Here is a 16,276-nt window from a genome sequence, read left to right on the forward strand (position 1 = left end):
TCTCGCGCGGTCTGGCGCGGTCTCGCCTCGGTCTCGCTCGGGCCCCCGTCCGCGGTCGACTGTAACGAGCGGTGATTTTGATCGTCTTTCGTCTTCGTTTCACAGCGACGGGCCGGGCCGCACACACCACCGACACAGCCGCGAAAGGGCGGCCCAGTACGTTCGTGCGATCGCAGTGTCAGCCGCACGGAAAGGATGTGTCATGCCGTACGCCGAAGCCCCGGACACCGTCGAGCAGCCTTCCGCCCGGCAGGCCGCACCCGCCCTGGAGTTCCGCCTCCTCGGGCCGGTGGAGGCCGTGGCCGACGGCCGGGAGATCAGGCTGGACGGTGCCAAACAGCGGTCCGTCCTGGCCGCCCTGCTGCTGTCCGACGGCCAACTGCTCCCCGACGACCGGCTGAGCTCGCTGATCTGGGGGTGGGATCCGCCGGCCACCTGGACCGCCCAGCTGCACACCTACGCCTCGCGGCTGCGCAGTCGCCTCGGCCCGCAGGTCGACCTCGTCCGCCGCACACCCGGCTACCGGCTGGACATCGGCGCGGGCCGGGTGGACCTGCACGAGTTCCGCCGGGACGCCGACCTCGGCCGCCGGGCGCTGGAGGCCGGCGAGTACGCCCGCGCCGCCGACCTGCTCTCCGCCGCGCTGGCGCACTGGCGCGGCACCCCGCTCACCGGGGTCACCGAGCAGCTGGCCGAGAAGGAGCTGCCCGGGCTGGAGGAGAGCCGGCTCGCCGCCCTGGAGAACCGCATCGAGGCGGACCTCGCGCTGGGCGGTCACCGGGCGGCCGTCCCCGAACTGCGCCGGCTGGTCGCCGAGCACCCGACCCGGGAGCGCGTGCGCGGGCAGCTGATGACCGCCCTCTACCGCTGCGACCGGCAGAGCGACGCCCTGGAGGTGTACGAGCAGGGGCGGCGGCTGCTCGACGAGGAGCTGGGCGTCCACCCGGGCCCCACGCTGCGCGAGCTGCACCGGCAGGTCCTGTGCAGCACCGTGCCCGGCCCGGCCGCCGAGCGGCCGACGACGGCGCCCGCCGCGATCCCGGTCCCGAGCCGGGCCGGTGACGAGTCGCCGCCCGACCAACCCGCCGGAGCGTGGGAGGGGCTCCTGCCGGCGATGCTGCCGCCCGTGACCGCCGACTTCGTCGGGCGGCAGCGCCACCTGGCGGCGCTGCAGGAGGCCCTGGTCGGGGCCCCGCAGGACGCCCCGGCGGGCTCGGCGGCCCCCGTCGGACCGGTCGTGCTGACCGGCGGCGCCGGGAGCGGGAAGTCCGCGCTGGCCGTCCAGGCCGCCCACCTCGCCCGGGCGGCGTTCCCCGACGGCGTGCTCCACGCGGACCTGCGCGGCCCCGACGGTCACCCGCGCGACCCGGCCCGGGTGCTCCACGGCTTCCTGTGCGCCCTCGGGGCCGACGGGCGCGGGCTCCCCGGCACGACGGACGAGCTGGTCCGCCTCTACCGGAGCCGACTGGCCGGGCGGAAGGTCCTGGTGGTGCTGGACAACGCCGAGGACGAACGGTCGGTCCGCCCGCTGCTCACCGCCGACGCGTGCAGCCGTACCGTCGTCACCAGCCGCTCGGCGCTCGGCACGATCGAAGGGGCCCGGCGCTTCCGGGTCGGGGCACTGGACTTCCCGGAGGCCTACCAGCTGCTCGCCGCCGCCGGCGGGGAGAGGGTGAGCGCGGACCCGGCGGCCACCGCCCGGATCGTCGAACTCTGCGACCGGCTGCCGCTCGCCCTGCGGATCTGCGCCGGTCGGCTCGCCGCCCGCCCGCACTGGACGACGGCCAGGCTGGCCGACCGCCTCGCCCCGGCCGAGCACCGGCTGGACGAGCTGCGCCTCGGCGACCTGGACGTCCGGGCCAGCCTGGCGGCCGACCTGCCGCGACTCCACCCGGACGCCCGCACCGCCCTGGGGGCGATCGCCCGGGCCGGGGTCGACAGCGTCACCCCCGGGGACGCCGCCGAGCTGCTCCGCTCGTCCGCGTACGAGGCGGAGGAGGTGCTGGAACAGCTGACCGGGGCCCGGCTGATGACCGCCGACCCCGACCCGGCCGAACTGCGGTACCGCATCGCGTCGTTGGTCCGCCTGGTCGCCCTGGAGCTCCCGGCCGCGGCCCTCGTCGCCTGAGCCGCTCCTCAGCCCGACCGGCCCGACCGGCCCGACCGGCCGGGCCCCTGCCCCGCGATCCGCGAGGAAGGGACCCGGCCGGTCCGGTCGCCCGACGCCGTCAGCCGCAGCCACCGGCGTGGCCGAGGTCCAGACTGCGGACCGGCATCGGCGCGGCCGACACCAGCAACTCCGGGTCGCTGAGAAGAAGTTCGATGTCGATGTGATCCGGAATCGTCGGTTCGATCGTGGCGATGTCGGTGGTCGTCGTTTCCATGGTGCCCTCCGGCCCCCGTCCCGTGGATTTCCTGGTGACGGGAAGAGGATCCGATCGGCGGCTATGGCGCCCCTATCAGTTCTCTGCGGTCCGCCGCCGCATTCCGACGGCCGTTCTATAGGAGTTCTATGAGCGGCTGCTTCCCAGGGGATGTGCAGGACGCCCCCGGAAACGCCGGGAGAGGTGCCCCCGGTGGGGGCACCTCTCCCGGGTCGAACCGGAGGCCCGGACTCAGCTGTTGATCAGTCGGCTGAACACGAGGGTGTCGAACATGTCCTCCATCCGGACGGCCCGGCCGTCACGGATGCTCCACGAGTGGATGAACGGCAGGGTCTCGGTGCGGCCGCTCAGCGCGGTGACGGCGCGGACGCCGAACACCACCACGCGGTCGCCCGAGTGGACGAACTCCTGCGGTTCGAGCCGCATGCCGCCCAACACGGTCGGGACCTTGGCCAGGAACTCCAGCACGCCCTGGTGGCCGTTCTTGACGCCGCCCAGTCCGTACTCGGAGAGGCCCTCGGGGTGGACCCACTCGATCTCCGGGTCCATGGTCGCCAGCAGCGCGGGCACGTCCCGGTCGTGGAAGGCCCGGTACGCGGCGTGGATGACGGCCAGGGGGTCGTTCTCCCGGCTGTTCTCCCGGTCGTCCTCCCGGGTGTTCTCTCTGGTCATGCGCGGGCTCCTCGGTGCTGGACCTGCTCGGGCCCGGCGTGACCGGGTCGCAGACGATCGGGGTGGAGGGCCGCGAGGGTCAGGCGGATGCCCTCGCGCCAGTCGACCTCGCACGGGCCGGTCAGCTTGCGGCGCAGCGCGGGGTCGAAACGGTAGGTCTCCCGGGTGACCTCGCTCGGCACCAGCCGGGCGGGCACCCCGGTCAGCTCCTCCAGGTGGCGGACGCAGTCGGTGATCCCGACCGCCTCGTCACCGCCCCAGTTGACCAGGGTCGCGGGCACCGAGGCGGCCTCCCACAGCCGGGGCACCTGCCGGACGATGTCGCTGGTGTAGATCGGCGAGCACCAGTTCTGGCCCTCCAGCGGCACCGGGATCGGCTGGCCGGAGAGCATCCGCTGGAAGTACAGCATCGGGACTCCGCCGTAACCCCCCGGCCCGTAGGCGATGTTGAGCCGGGCGATGGTGGTCGGCAGGCCGAGCACCCGGGCCAGGGCGCGGACGGCCCCCTCGGTCGCGATCTTGCCGACCGGGTAGGCGGGGAGCCAGTCCGCGACGCCGTCCACCGGATCGTCCTCGGTGTAGGCGTGATCGAGGGTCTGCCGGGCGTACATCGCGCCGGTCGACACGAACAGGAACGCCTCGGCGGTGCGGCAGTGCGCCATCAGCCGGCCGGTGGCCGTGGTGTTCACGTCGATCGTCCGGTTGAAGTCGCCGTCCTCGCCGCGCAGGACCGCGGAGTGGACGACGTGGGTGAAGTCCTCGGGCAGGCCCTTGAAGGCGTGCTCGGAGTCGTCCTCCATGTCCCACCGCCAGGTCGTGACGCCCCGCGCCCGCAGCTCGTCCGCCACCCCCGGGGTGCCGAAGCGGCCGATGCACCAGACGTCGTTCTCCTCGGCGAGCGCCTCCGCGACCGGCCGTGCGACCTGACCGGTGCCGCCGGTCACCAGGATCTTCGCGCCCTTCATCGGCCTTCTCCCATCGCCCGGTCCAGCTCCCTGCGCAGAGTCGCCTGGAAGGCCGCCACGTGCTGCGGGCCCATCAGGGTGTAGTGCTCGCCCGGCACCTCCACGTACCGGTTGGCGCCCTCGGTGAACTCGTCCCAGCGGTGCAGCTCGTTCGCCAGCCAGTCCTCCTTCGTGCCCCGCAGCGGGTCGGCGTAGAGGACCGTCATCGAGCGGACCGTGCCGCTCGGGCGGTACGACTGGCCCAGGTCCGTCAGCCGGTTGGCAAGCTCCGCCCAGGCGGCGAACTTCTCCTGGTCCAGGTCGAGTTCGCCGATCCGCGCCGGTGGCGCCAGGGCCAGCAGGCGGGCCAGCTGCTCCTCCTGCGGCAGGCCCCGCAGCAGCTCCGGCAGTTCGAGGGACTGCTTCTTGTCGATCAGCGCCATGAAGAACGCCAGGTTGACGGCGGTCTCGATGAAGTCCAGCTCGTCCATCCGGTACTTGATGTGCGGCGGCAGGTTGAAGCTGCCGACGAAGTCGACCCGCTCGCCCTGCTCCTCCAGCACCTTGGCGATCTCGAAGGCCACCGCGGCGCCGAAGGAGTAGCCGGCGACCGCGTACGGGCCGTGCGGCTGACGGGCCCGGATCCCGGCCACGTAGGTGTCGACCATCTCCTCGAAGGTCCGGAACGGCTTCTCGCCCTCGTTGAACCCCCGGGCCCGGAGGGCGTAGAACGGCCGGTCACCCACGAAGTACTGGGCCAGGTTGACGAAGACCAGCACCTCGCCGACCCCCGGGTGGACGCAGAACAGCGGCGTCTTGTCCCCGCTCACCTGCATCGGCACGATCGGGTCGTACGCCGGATCACACAGCCCCCGCCGCTGTGTGAGACGGCTCGCGAGCGAGCGGACGGTCGGTGCGGTGAGGACGGTGATGACCGGCAGGTCCGGTAGGCCCAGCCGCTCCACCACCTGTCCGCGCAACCGCAGGATGTCCAGCGACGTGCCGCCCAGGTCGAAGAAGCTGGCGGTGGCGCTGATCCGGGCCGGGACGGTGTCGAACAGCTCGGCGTAGATCTCCGTGAGGACCCGTTCCGTCTCGCCCTCCGGCGCGGTGTACCCGCCGAGGCGACGGCGCGTCAACTCCTCGACCTCGCCCAGCTCCCGGTCGTAGTCGCCGGCCTCCAGGCGCTTGCGCATCAGCGACCGCTGGATCTTGCCCAGGCTGGTCTTCGGGAACGCGTCCGTCGGCAGCGGCAGGATCAGCGCGGGCCGGAACCCCCAGGTGAGCACGGTGGTGCTGCGGATCGCGGCCAGCGCCCGGTAGCGGCCCGCCTCGTCCTCCTCGGGCAGCGGGCAGTGGAAGGCGATCACCAGCTGCTCGGTGTCGCTGTCGGCCGGGCGGGTGGGGAACGCGGCGACGTAGGAGGGGCCGACACCCTCCAACTGTTCGAGCACGGTCTCGAGTTCGTGGCTGAAGTAGTTGACGCCGTTGACGATGACGCTGTCCTTGCTGCGCCCGACGAGGGTGAGCCGGCCCTCGTCGATCCGGCCGAGGTCGCCGCTGCGGAACCAGCCGTCGGCGGTGAAGGCGTCCCGGGTCGCCGCCTCGTTGTTGTGGTAGCCCCGGGTGATCATCGGGCCGTTCAGCTGGAGCTCGCCGACCTCGCCCCCGGGCAGTGCGCGGTCGTCCGCGTCGGCGACCCGGATCCGGAGCCCGGGCACCGGGGCCCCCAGGTTCGCGAACTCCTGGCCCTCGTCGAAGTGCGGGAAGGCGAGCGAGTAGATGCTCCCGGCGCAGGTCTCGGTCATGCCGAAGGCGGGCCACAGCGACGCGGGGTCCAGGCCGAACGGCTCGTACCGCTCCAGGAAGGTGCGGCCGGTCGCGCAGACCACCGCCTCGCCGCCGCTGACGATGTGCCGCAGCCGGCTCAGGTCGAGCTGCTCACGACCTGCCTCCGGGATCCGGTCGACGGCGGAGTTCAGCATTCCGAGCAGGAAGTTGGGCGTGAACGTCATGGTCACCCGGTGCTCGGAGACCAGCCGCAGGAACTCCAGCGGCTCCCCGAGGACGACCTGGGCCGAGGCGTGGACCTGGCGGCAGCCGACGGACAGCGGCAGCAGGTGGCACTCCAGCAGCGCCGCGACGTGGTCGAAGGAGACCCAGTTGAGGGTGGTGTCCTCCTGGGTGAGCCGGTGGTACCCGTTCTTCCCGGCCATGGACGCGAGCAGGTTGGCGTGGCTGAGCTCGACCGCCTTGGAGTTCCCGGTCGAACCGGAGGTGAGCACGAGGACCGCGAGGTCCTCCGGCGCGGCCCGGTGCGGCTCGTCGGCGGGGCTGTCGGGGGCCTCGTAGCCCTCGTGGCCCTCGCCGCCCTCGTACAGGGCGTCGACGGTGGCCACCGCCAGGCCGTCCACCGGGGGCAGTTCGGCCGCCAGCGCCGCATCGGTGAGCACCAGCGGCCCGTCCAGCAGCGCGTCCACGTGGGCGAGCTGGGCCGCCCACCGGGCCCGGTCGGTGCGCAGGGGCGTCATCGGGCACGGAACGAAGCCGCCGAGCTGGGCGGCCCAGAACGCGGTGAGGAACTCCGCCTGGTCCTCCAGCAGCAGGACGATCCTGTCCCGCGGCCGCAGTCCGCGGGCCCGCAGGCCGACCAGTAACCGGCCCGCCTCCCGCAGCAGTTCGACGTGGCTCTGGTCGCGGTGGCCGGCGCCGGAAGCGCCGGTGCAGTAACGAAGGCCGTTGCGGGGCTGCCGCTCGGCGGCTCCTAGGAGCAGATCGACGATGGTCTCGGGGGGTTTTGGCATGGTTTCTCCTGGGCGTGACGCTTGGTGCCGGTGGTCGAGAGCAGGGAGAAGGCGCGCGCCCGGGCCGGCCGGGCGGGCGGTGAACCATTGAGTGGGGAAGGCGTGAGGCTCCTGGTGGTGGTGGGGCGTCGCAGTCGAACGTGGGTCGAACGTAACGGGGAGTCCCGCCTGGCGGGACGGGGTCTGGCCTGAAGAGCCGCGCAAGTGCTACGGCCGGTGACGGCCGCGTAGCCGCGGGTACCGGAAGCGGAGGGCGGGCATGCCGGATGGGCCGATGATCGGCATCTTGCTGTCGTGATCGCGAAGCGGTGAAACGTCGTGGCACTGCTCTGCTATGGGCATGTATCGGGGCGGACGGGGCCTCGTTGACTGATCATCAGCGTCGAACTAGGGTGAGATCGGTCTTTGTCCCGTTCGCGCGCCTCCTGCCGGAGGACGTCAATCCACTTCGGACGGCAGGTGTTTGCGGCATCGCCGAAGCGTGCGCAACGGATACCCACGGGATGGATCATCGGGGGCTGTGAAGAGTGGGAGTCAGGACTTTATCGACCGGATCGGGAGCCGAACTTCCGAAAATACACGCGGAGCGCGTCGAGGAGAGCCTGCTACAAGCCAGGGCGCTGATCGAATCGACGGTCTCACTGCACCGCCGGCGCAGCGACGGGCCGGCGCCGGTGTCCCGCACCGACGCCGAGGTGGTCGGCGAGACCATGGAGCAGTTGATCGCCGGTGCCCGCCGCTCGGTGGGCCTGGCGCTCGTCGCGGACGGGAAGTTCGCCGCCGAGGCGCGCCGGGTGCTCAGCCGTCTGCCGAAGGAGGAACCGGGTCGGTCCGGCCCCGTGGTGCGGGTGCTCTGCGTGGGTGCGGCGGCCGAAGGCGTCGGCGACCTGCTCGCTGACCAGAACCTGCCACAGATCGAAGTGAGGGTGTCCGAGACCGGTCTGCGCGAGGTGCTGATCGTCGACGGCGGCGGCGCGCTGGTCCGTTCCGGAACCGGGGACGCCGTGACCGTCAACGACCCCGTCGTGGTGCGCGCCCTCGACCTGCTCTTCGCGGGGGCGTGGTCGCGCGCCCGGCCGCTGGACCACCACCTGAGCCTGAGCCCGCGCCTCGACAGCGATCAGGCGCGGCGCGTCCTGGAGATGCTCCGGGAGGGGCACACCGACGAGGTCGCCGCGCAGGAGTTGAACGTCTCGCTGCGGACCTACCGCCGCCACGTCGCGGAGATCATGCGCGAACTCGGTGCCAACTCGCGCTTCCAGGCGGGGGTCAGGGCGGTCGAGCTGGGGATGCTGTCGAGCCGGGCGCGAGCGGGCGGACCCCGCCCGCTCACCGGCGGCCGGGATCCGCGCGGACTGTCCGGGTCGGGCGACGGAGAGGCGGGGACACGTGTCGGACCGGGCCGTTGACGACCTGGAGGAGGCGCTGCTCGGGGTGAGCGCGCTGATCGAGTCGACGGTCGCGATGAACCGCGACCGCTACTCCACCGATCGGCAGATCACCACGATCGACGGCCCGTACGAGAGGATCCTCGCCACGGCGGAGGAGATGATCGCCGGGGCCCGGCTGAGCATCGACATCGTGCACGCCCGGCGGGTCCAGGAGGAGGAGCGGCTGGAGCGCTCCGAGCGGGGGATCGTGTACAAGGCGGACCCGTCCGTCCCCGTCCAGCTGCTCGCCTCCCCCGAGCTGCTCGACGAGGCCTTCGTCCGGGAACAGATCGACAAGGCGCGCCCGGTGGCGATCAGGGTGGCGCGGGTCCCCCCGCTGCAGGCGATCATGGTCGACCGGGAGGAGGCCCTCGTGGTCACCGGTACCGCTGCCAACCGGCGGGCCGCGGTGATCCGGGTGCCCGAGGTGATCCACACCCTGCACATCCTCTTCGACAACGTCTGGCGGAGCTCCCTGCCCGCCGGCGAGCGCATCGTCTTCGGCGACCGCGCCCGGGCCGCCTTCGCGCGCCAGATCCTGGGCATGCTGCGCGCGGGCGTCACCGACGAGGTCGCCGCCCGCGACCTCGCCATCTCGGTGCGGACCTACCGGCGCTACGTCGCCGAGATCATGACCCTGCTGGGGGCCAGCTCCCGCTTCCAGGCGGGGGTCCGCGCGGCGGAGCTCGGCCTGCTGCCCTCCGAGCCGCCCCGGCTCAGGGCGGCCGGACCGGGCCGGTCGGCACCTTCCTGACAACGTCGTTGTAGCGGCCTCCGGCCCGCTGGGAGACTCCTCGCGAGGTCCTTGAGGGACGGTCGGGTTCCGGCCGGTCGCGCGTACGGGTCCGTAGGGCCGGGGCGCGTCACACCCACGGGTCGTCGGCCATGAGGGCGGCCCCGGTGACGGCCGCCGGCGCGGCGGCGTGGTGCGCGTCGGCGCCACCGGCCGGGAGCGCGACGGCCGTGGCGCCGGCGACGGCGAAGAGCAGGGCGGCGCGGGTGACCCAGTGGGAGAGCCGGGCGCGGGTCGTGGCCACGATCACGGTGCGGTTCACGGGGTCCTCCTCGGACGGTCGGGGAGGTTCCGAGCCGGCTCCCCTGATGCCGAGAACGCTACGGACGCGTGCTTTGGAGGCCGTTTCGATTCTCTTTCACAGGCCGCCGCCCGGCTTTTCCGCCTGCTCACCGGGCTCGGGGCCTTCGGCCTGGGAGGTGACCGCCTCGGTCAGGACGTCGATGTACGCGGCGAGGATCTCGCCCCACGGCGTGTCACTGGCCAGGAGGTGGGCCGTCTCCTCCGCCTCGTAGTCCTGCTCGATCTGGGCCAGGACGGAGAGCGGGTGCGGGATGCGAACGGGGTCGAGCCGGTCCTTGTCCATAACTCCTCCAGCGAATACGGCACTTGTCCCTGGTGTGACCCCCGTCCGGACCATTATCGGCAACCGGCCTATACAGCGCCTTTAGCGGACCTGTACAGATTCGGTCCGGCAACCTGCTGGGATGGATCAACTCTCCAGGGCCCGGTGCGGCCGTGGAGCCGCTGCTGCCCGCGGGTCGGTCTCGCCCTCGTGGTCCCTTCCGCTCCCGGTGTGTCATGATACGGCTGTCATCCGGATGACGATGGTATCCGAATGACGTGAACATGGGAGCCTCATGGCATTCACGGAAGGAGCGCCCATGTCCCTGCTGGTCCTGCACGCCCTGCGCTGCGCGGGCGCCGTCGGCGTCGCGCGGCTCGGTGCGATCACGGGGCTCGACGAGGCGGAGGCCGAGTCCGAGCTGATCGACCTCGGGGCCGGTGGCCTGGTCACCCGGCTGTCCGGCGGGATGCCGGTGTGGGGCCTGACGGAGGCCGGGCGTGCGGCGGACGCCGAACGGATCGCGGCCGAGCTGGAGTCGGCCGGGGCCCGTGGGCGGGTGACGGCGGCGTACGAGCGGTTCCTCGTCCTCAACCCGGAGCTGCTCGACCTCTGCACGGCCTGGCAACTGCGGTCCGTGGGCGGGGTGTTGAGCGTGAACGACCACGGTGACCCCGGCTACGACGCGCAGGTGCTCGCCCGGTTCGCGGACCTGGACGGGCGTGCCGCCGTGGTCTGCGCCGAGCTGTCCGCCGCCCTGCCCCGGTTCGGCCGCTACCGGGTCCGCCTCGCCGGGGCCCTGGAGCGGGCGGCGGCAGGGGAGTTGGCGTATGTGGCCGACGGCACCGGCTCGTACCACGTGGTGTGGGCGGAGCTGCACGAGGACCTGCTGGCCACGCTCGGGCTGGCGCGATGAGGTGGATTCGGAGGGTCTGCGCCGCGACGGAGGGGACGGCGCAGACCCTGGGCGGCAAGGCGCTCGGCCTGGTCGAACTGCACCGCCTCGGGCTGCCGGTGCCGGAGGGGTTCGTGGTCACGGCGGAGGCCTGCCGCGCGTTCCTGCGGGAGGGGCGCCTCCCCGAGGGGCTGGGGGAGGAGCTGGCGTCGGCCGTGGCCGACCTGGAGCGCTCGACCGGGCGGGTCTTCGGGGGGCCGGACAGGCCGTTGGCGGTGTCCGTGCGCTCCGGGGCGGGCGTCTCGATGCCCGGCATGATGACCACGGTCCTCAATCTGGGCCTCACGGCCGGGGCGACCGAGGGTCTGGCCGCTGAGACCGGCGACCGCCGGTTCGCGCTGGACGCGCGGCGGGGCTTCCTGGCGAGCTTCGCCTCCGCGACTGCTCAAGCGTCCGTCCCGGAGGACGCCGCCGGGCAGCTCGTGCGGGCGGTCGAGGCCGTCTTCTCCTCCTGGGAGACGCCCCGGGCGCACGCCTACCGGGAGTTGAACGGCATCCCGCACGACCTGGGCACGGCCGTGGTCGTTCAGCGCATGGTCTTCGGCAACCGCGACGAACGCAGCGGCAGCGGCGTCGCGTTCAGTCGCAACCCCAACACCGGCGAACAACTCCCGTACGGTGACGTCCTGTTCGGCCACCAGGGCGAGGACGTCGTCTCAGGGCGGGCGACGACCCGCCCCCTGCGCGAACTCGCCCAACGCGAGCCGGAGGTGTGGGCCGGACTGGTCGACGCGCTGCGGCGGATCGAGGGGCATCTTCGTGACGCCTGCTACGTCGAATTCACCGTCGAGTCCGGGGAGTTGTGGCTCCTCCAGGTCCGGCCCGGCCGGTTCACGGGGGGCGCGGCCGTGCGCGTCGCCGTCGAACTCGTCGACGAGGGGCTCATCGGACGGGAGGAGGCGCTGCTGCGGGTCTCTCCCGCCCACCTGCGGCTCGTCCGCACCCCGCGCATCGCCTCCACGGTGGAGGCCGACCACCTGGCGCGGGGGATCGGCGCGTGCCCCGGGGTGGCCACGGGCAGGATCGCGACCACGGCGGACGGCGCGGTGTGGATGGCCCGGTCCGGGCCGGTCGTCCTGGTCCGGCCGGAGACCTCGCCGGGCGACCTGCGCGGCCTCGCCGCCGCCACCGGCATCGTCACCGCGCGCGGCGGGCCCGCCAGCCACGCGGCGGTCGTCGCCCGCGCCATGGGCAAGCCCGCCGTCGTGGGCGTCGCCGGGCTCACCGTCGACACCGGCTCGGTGACGGCCGGGGGCCGCACCCTCCCCGAGGGCACGCTCGTCACCCTCGACGGCACCAGCGGCGACGTCGTCCTCGGCAGCCCACACACCGTCACCGACGCCGCCGACGAACACCTCCACCGCCTGCTCGCCTGGGCCGACGACGCCTCCGGCGACCCCTCCGCCCGCGACGAGGCCGGGCGCCTCGAAGCGGCCCACACCGCCCTGCGCATCCGCTGAACGGAGACCGACCATGGCGACTCGGCACGTGTACCTCGTACGGCACGGGGCGGCCGACCCCGTCGGCACCCTGACCGAGGCCGGGGAGCAGCAGTCGGAGCTGGTCGGCGAGCGCCTGGCCGGGCTCCCGATCGACACGGTCTGGCACTCGCCCCTGCCCCGGGCCGTGTACTGCGCGCGGATCGTGGGCACCCGCCTGCCGGACGCCGCCGTGCGCGAAGCACCCGAGCTGGTTGACCACATCCCGCACGTACCGGCCGACGTGCCGCCGCCCTGGGCCGCGTTCTTCGACGGCTACGGCGCCGAGGAGGCCGAGCAGGCGAGCCGCGCCGCCGACGCCCTGACCGCCAGGTTCGCGCGCCCCGCCGAGACCGAGACCCACGAGGTCCTGGTCACCCACGCCTACCAGGTGGCCTGGCTCGTCCGCGACGCCCTCGGCGCGCCGCCGGCGCGCTGGCTCGGGCTGAACTGCGGGAACGCGGCGCTCACCGTGATCGAGTACCGCGACGGCGACTTCCCGACGGTCCTGCTGTACAACGACATGGGCCACCTCCCCGCCGACCTGCGCTGGACGGGCTTCGGAGCCGGTACCCGGCCCTAAGGCCCGTCCGGCCCTAGCGGGCCCTCCGGTGGCGGGGGAGCCGGTGGGACTCGACCGGGCGGCCGCCGATGAGGTGCTCGGTGACGATGCGGTCGGCGGTGGCCGCGTCGATCCCTCCGTACCAGACGTCGTCCGGCTGCACGCTGGCGACGGGGGCCTGGTTGCAGGGGAACTGGCAGCCCGTCTGGGTGACGAGGACGTCGTCGTCGCCGAGGCCCTGCTCGGACAGCGTCCGGGCCAGGGCGCGCGCGCCCTCCTCCGCGCCCAGGGCCGCGCAGCGCGGGCCGCGGCACACCAGGACCTGGTGCCGGTGGCCGGGCACCTCCTCCCAGGCCGCCGAGGTGAGGCCGGGCTCCGCGCCGGCGATGGCCTTCGTCACTGCGGCCACCACGGGGACGGCCTCCGGGGAGTCGGCGAGGCGGGTCGCGACGAGGAGTTCGGGGCGGTGGCCGGTGCGCTCGCGCCACCAGTGCGCGGCGATCCGCCGCAGCCAGGAGTGGGCCGGGCCGGTGGCCGCGAGGCGCAGGCCGATCACGGTCACCGCCTCGACCCCCGTGTCGGCCAGCCTGGTCAGCTCGGTGGAGAGCGACGGGTCCGCCATCTGCAGGAAGGCGATCGAGGCGCGGTGGGAGGCCGCCGCGCGGAGGAGTTCGTCGCGGCGGACGGCCTCCTCGGCGGACATGCCCACCAGGAGCACGGCGCCGCCGGGGTCGGGCGAGGTCATGGCGAAGTCCCTTCGGGGAGCAGTCCGTTCCAGCGGATGTGCGGCCTGTCGTGGAGGGGGTGCCGCTCCACGGTGGCGTCGACGCCGTAGACGTCCGCGATCATCGGTGAGGTGAGCACCTCGGAGCTGCGCCCGTGGGCGACGAGCCGGCCGTCGAGCAGGACGGCGGCCTCGTCGCAGTAGGCGGCGGCGAGTTCGAGGTCGTGCAGCGCGGCGACGGTGGTGATGCCCAGCCCCCGTACGGTGGCGAGGAAGCCGAGCTGGTGGCGCAGGTCGAGGTGGTTGGTGGGCTCGTCGAGCAGGAGCACGTCCGGCTCCTGCACCAGCGCCCGCGCGAGCTGGACCCGCTGGCGCTCGCCGCCCGACAGCGTCGGCCAGGAGCGGTCGAGCAGGTGGCCGATGTCGGCCGCGGCGACGGCTTCGGCGATCACGGACCGCTCGTGGGCGTCGGCGGCGGAGTTCGGCGGCACGGGCCAGCGGCCCCGGTGCGGCGTGCGTCCGAGTTCGACGACCTGATGGACCGTCAGTGACAGCCGGGTGTCCGCCTGTTGCTCCATGAAGGCGACCCGGCGCGCCCGCCGGCGGGCGGTGAGCGCGTGGAGGTCCTCGCCGTCGAGGAGGACGCGGCCCGCGCTCGGCCGGGTCAGTCCGGCGACGGCGCGCAGCAGGGTGGTCTTCCCGGCGCCGTTGGGCCCGAGCAGGCCCGTGATGCGGCCGGGGGCGAAGGCGAGCGAGACCGAGTCGAGCAGGGTCGCCGCGCCGATGCGCACGCCGAGCCCCTCGGCGCGCAGGTCGACCGGTGGTGGCGTCCCCGTCACTGCGTCCTCCCGTCGGCCCGGCCCTGGCGCCACAGCAGCCAGGCGAAGAAGGGCGCTCCGAGCCCGGCGGTGACGACGCCCACGGGGATCTCCCGGTCGGTGAGGAGTGAGCGCGCCAGGATGTCGCTGCCGACCAGGAGGGACGCGCCCACCAGGGCCGACACGGGCAGCAGCAGGGCGTGGCGCGGGCCGCAGAGGAGGCGGACCACGTGCGGGACGACCAGGCCGAGGAAGCCGATGACGCCCGTGTGGGCGACCAGGCAGGCCGTCACCAGGGCGGCGGTGGCGACGAGGAGCCAGCGGGTGCGGTCGACGTGGACGCCGAGGGAGCGGGCGGCGGTCTCGCCGAAGGCGAAGGCGTCCAGGTCGCGGGCCGAGGAGGCCAGGACGGTGACGCCGGCCACCGCGACCGCGACCAGGAAGAGGGCGGTGGGCCACCGCACCCCGGCGACCGAGCCGAGCGTCCACTCCATGACGCCGCGCGCCGCGTCGCGGTCCCCGAGGACCATCACCACGAAGGAGGTGAAGGCGCCGCACATCTGCCCCACGGCGATGCCGGCGAGCACCGTCCGCGCGGTGGGCAGCGACCGGGTGCGCGCGCCGGCCAGCACCAGGACGACGACGGCGGCGAGCAGGGCCCCGGCGAAGGCCGCCGTCGCCACCGCGCCGGTGCCCACGGCGCCGGTCACGCCGACGCCGAGGACGATCACGGTGACGGCTCCGGCGGCGGCGCCGTCCGAGATGCCGAGGAGGAAGGGGTCGGCCAGGTCGTTGCCGGTCAGCGTCTGGAGCACCGCTCCGCAGACCGCGAGGCCCGCGCCGGTGGCGGCCGCCCCCAGGACGCGGGGCAGGCGCAGCTGCCAGACGATCTGGTCGTCCAGCAGCGTCACGTGCGGGTCGCCCAGCCCGAGGCGGCGCGCCACGACGTCGATCACCGTCCCGAGGGGCTCGTCCTGCGAGCCCACGGCCAGGCCGAGGAGGACCGTGGCCAGCAGCAGGGCCGCGCCGACGGCCAGGGCCGCCACCGCGCGGCCCGGACCGGGGCGCCGCACGGCGGGGCGGGGCACGGTGCTCATGACCCCGGGTGCAGTCGGCCCAGCCCGTCGGACACCCGGGCGCCGCCGTCGGCGAGCAGCACCCCGGGGGTCGACTCCGAGAAGGGCACGACCACGAAGGCCTTGCGCTGCACGGCGCCGAGCCTGCTCATCACCGGGTCGTTCTGCAGGTACTCGATCTTGGACTGTGCCGTGTCCCAGCCGGCGTCCGCGAGCACGATGACGTCCGGGTCCGCCGCGACGACCTTCTCCCAGCTGGTGTTCTGCCAGCCGCCGGGCAGGTCCGCGAAGACGTTGCGGGCGCCGACGGCGTCGAGCACGAGCTGGGGGCCGCCGTGGCCGGCGCCGACGAACGGGGTCTTGGTGTCCGAGTCGTACCAGAGGACCTTCAGGTCCTTGCCCGCGGCCTTCGCCTTGAACCCGGCGAGCTGCTGCTCCTGCTGCTGCTGGATCGCGGCGGCCCGGTCGGGGACGCCGAAGGCCTTGGCGACGTCGTTCAGCTCGCCCCAGACGGACTGCCAGGTGGTGGGCGCCGCCTTGCTCTTGTCCGAGCAGCCGAAGGGGGAGACGTACGACGGGATGCCCTGGCCGAGCAGCTCCTCCCGGGTGCCCGCGACCTTGTCGGTGAAGGCGCTGGCGTAGGAGGCGTACAGGAAGTCGGGGCGGGCGGAGAGGAGTTGCTCCTTCGTCGGGTACTTCTTGGAGAGCACCGGGACGGAGTCGTAGGCCGTCTTCCACTTCTCCGGGACGGCGTCGTCGAGGTAGGCGGTGCCGGCCATGCGGGACTGCAGGCCGAGGGCCAGGGCGACCTCGGTGGCGCCCTGGTTGAGGGTCACCAGCCGGGCGGGCGGCGCGGCGACCGTCACCGTCGTCCCGCAGTTCTCCACGCTGACCGGGGCGGCGCTGCCGGTCGCCCCGGCGGGCGCGTCGGGCGCGGGGGCGCTGGTGCAGGCTCCGAGCAGGCCGACGAGCAGGAACGCGGCCGTCGCCCGGCCGGCGCGGGCCGGGCTCGTGGGACGTACAGGACGCACAGGACGTATGGGACGGACGGGACGCGCGGAACGCATGGGT

The 16,276-nt window shown here is 73.6% G+C and carries 16 protein-coding genes; 6 read left to right on the forward strand and 10 right to left on the reverse strand.

Going from position 1 to position 16,276, the window contains the following annotated elements; genetic code table 11:
* Positions 1 to 202 precede the first annotated feature (202 nt).
* Positions 203 to 2,128, forward strand: coding sequence for a BTAD domain-containing putative transcriptional regulator (locus tag ACIRRS_RS04795; RefSeq protein ID WP_402965036.1), 1,926 nt, complete (start codon positions 203 to 205; stop codon positions 2,126 to 2,128).
* A 100-nt stretch (positions 2,129 to 2,228) separates the two neighbouring features.
* On the opposite strand, the gene ACIRRS_RS04800 is transcribed toward ACIRRS_RS04795, so the two are convergent.
* The 4 genes from ACIRRS_RS04800 to ACIRRS_RS04815 form a co-directional block, all read right to left on the reverse strand.
* Positions 2,229 to 2,384: a hypothetical protein gene (locus ACIRRS_RS04800; RefSeq protein WP_402965038.1), complete on the reverse strand. Its 156-nt coding sequence runs from the start codon at positions 2,382 to 2,384 to the stop codon at positions 2,229 to 2,231.
* A 231-nt stretch (positions 2,385 to 2,615) separates the two neighbouring features.
* On the reverse strand, positions 2,616 to 3,056 hold the full coding sequence (locus ACIRRS_RS04805; protein ID WP_402965041.1) for a nuclear transport factor 2 family protein: 441 nt from the start codon (positions 3,054 to 3,056) through the stop codon (positions 2,616 to 2,618).
* Complete coding sequence (locus ACIRRS_RS04810) at positions 3,053 to 4,021, reverse strand: NAD-dependent epimerase/dehydratase family protein (RefSeq protein WP_402965044.1); 969 nt, start codon at positions 4,019 to 4,021, stop codon at positions 3,053 to 3,055. The genes ACIRRS_RS04805 and ACIRRS_RS04810 overlap by 4 nt, the downstream gene beginning before the upstream one ends.
* Positions 4,018 to 6,804: an AMP-binding protein gene (locus ACIRRS_RS04815; RefSeq protein ID WP_402965047.1), complete on the reverse strand. Its 2,787-nt coding sequence runs from the start codon at positions 6,802 to 6,804 to the stop codon at positions 4,018 to 4,020. Before ACIRRS_RS04815 ends, ACIRRS_RS04810 begins: the two co-directional genes overlap by 4 nt.
* Positions 6,805 to 7,478: 674 nt before the next feature.
* Here ACIRRS_RS04815 and ACIRRS_RS04820 point away from each other — a divergent pair.
* Complete coding sequence (locus ACIRRS_RS04820) at positions 7,479 to 8,213, forward strand: LuxR C-terminal-related transcriptional regulator (RefSeq protein WP_402965049.1); 735 nt, start codon at positions 7,479 to 7,481, stop codon at positions 8,211 to 8,213.
* Entirely contained in the window at positions 8,194 to 8,988 is a 795-nt protein-coding gene (locus ACIRRS_RS04825; protein WP_402965052.1) for a TrmB family transcriptional regulator sugar-binding domain-containing protein, read from the forward strand. The genes ACIRRS_RS04820 and ACIRRS_RS04825 overlap by 20 nt, the downstream gene beginning before the upstream one ends.
* Before the next feature lie 109 nt (positions 8,989 to 9,097).
* Here the strand turns inward: ACIRRS_RS04825 and ACIRRS_RS04830 are convergent, their stop codons facing one another.
* Both ACIRRS_RS04830 and ACIRRS_RS04835 read right to left on the reverse strand, forming a co-directional pair.
* Positions 9,098 to 9,289 carry a hypothetical protein gene (locus ACIRRS_RS04830; RefSeq protein WP_402965054.1) on the reverse strand — a complete coding sequence of 64 codons (192 nt, stop codon included), beginning with the start codon at positions 9,287 to 9,289 and terminating at the stop codon, positions 9,098 to 9,100.
* A gap of 96 nt (positions 9,290 to 9,385) precedes the next feature.
* Positions 9,386 to 9,613, reverse strand: coding sequence for a DUF6269 family protein (locus tag ACIRRS_RS04835; RefSeq protein WP_402965057.1), 228 nt, complete (start codon positions 9,611 to 9,613; stop codon positions 9,386 to 9,388).
* Positions 9,614 to 9,911: 298 nt separating this feature from the next.
* Between ACIRRS_RS04835 and ACIRRS_RS04840 the strand changes: the two genes are divergently transcribed.
* The 3 genes from ACIRRS_RS04840 to ACIRRS_RS04850 are packed head-to-tail and all read left to right on the forward strand — an operon-like array spanning position 9,912 to position 12,608.
* Positions 9,912 to 10,508, forward strand: a complete 597-nt coding sequence (locus ACIRRS_RS04840) for a transcriptional regulator (RefSeq protein ID WP_402965060.1) — start codon at positions 9,912 to 9,914, stop codon at positions 10,506 to 10,508.
* Positions 10,505 to 12,007: a pyruvate, phosphate dikinase gene (locus tag ACIRRS_RS04845; RefSeq protein ID WP_402965063.1), complete on the forward strand. Its 1,503-nt coding sequence runs from the start codon at positions 10,505 to 10,507 to the stop codon at positions 12,005 to 12,007. Before ACIRRS_RS04840 ends, ACIRRS_RS04845 begins: the two co-directional genes overlap by 4 nt.
* A gap of 13 nt (positions 12,008 to 12,020) precedes the next feature.
* Positions 12,021 to 12,608, forward strand: coding sequence for a histidine phosphatase family protein (locus ACIRRS_RS04850; protein ID WP_402965065.1), 588 nt, complete (start codon positions 12,021 to 12,023; stop codon positions 12,606 to 12,608).
* A gap of 13 nt (positions 12,609 to 12,621) precedes the next feature.
* On the opposite strand, the gene ACIRRS_RS04855 is transcribed toward ACIRRS_RS04850, so the two are convergent.
* The 4 genes from ACIRRS_RS04855 to ACIRRS_RS04870 are packed head-to-tail and all read right to left on the reverse strand — an operon-like array spanning position 12,622 to position 16,236.
* A complete protein-coding gene (locus ACIRRS_RS04855) occupies positions 12,622 to 13,332 on the reverse strand; it encodes a (2Fe-2S) ferredoxin domain-containing protein (protein WP_402965068.1) in 711 nt (236 codons plus the stop codon).
* Positions 13,329 to 14,150 carry an ABC transporter ATP-binding protein gene (locus tag ACIRRS_RS04860; RefSeq protein ID WP_402965070.1) on the reverse strand — a complete coding sequence of 274 codons (822 nt, stop codon included), beginning with the start codon at positions 14,148 to 14,150 and terminating at the stop codon, positions 13,329 to 13,331. The genes ACIRRS_RS04855 and ACIRRS_RS04860 overlap by 4 nt, the downstream gene beginning before the upstream one ends.
* Positions 14,147 to 15,226, reverse strand: a complete 1,080-nt coding sequence (locus ACIRRS_RS04865) for a FecCD family ABC transporter permease (protein WP_402965073.1) — start codon at positions 15,224 to 15,226, stop codon at positions 14,147 to 14,149. The genes ACIRRS_RS04860 and ACIRRS_RS04865 overlap by 4 nt, the downstream gene beginning before the upstream one ends.
* Positions 15,223 to 16,236, reverse strand: coding sequence for an ABC transporter substrate-binding protein (locus ACIRRS_RS04870; RefSeq protein WP_402965076.1), 1,014 nt, complete (start codon positions 16,234 to 16,236; stop codon positions 15,223 to 15,225). The genes ACIRRS_RS04865 and ACIRRS_RS04870 overlap by 4 nt, the downstream gene beginning before the upstream one ends.
* Between the last annotated feature and the right edge of the window lie 40 nt (positions 16,237 to 16,276).

The organism is Kitasatospora sp. NPDC101183 (assembly GCF_044767945.1).
In the GTDB taxonomy this organism is placed as follows: domain Bacteria; phylum Actinomycetota; class Actinomycetes; order Streptomycetales; family Streptomycetaceae; genus Kitasatospora.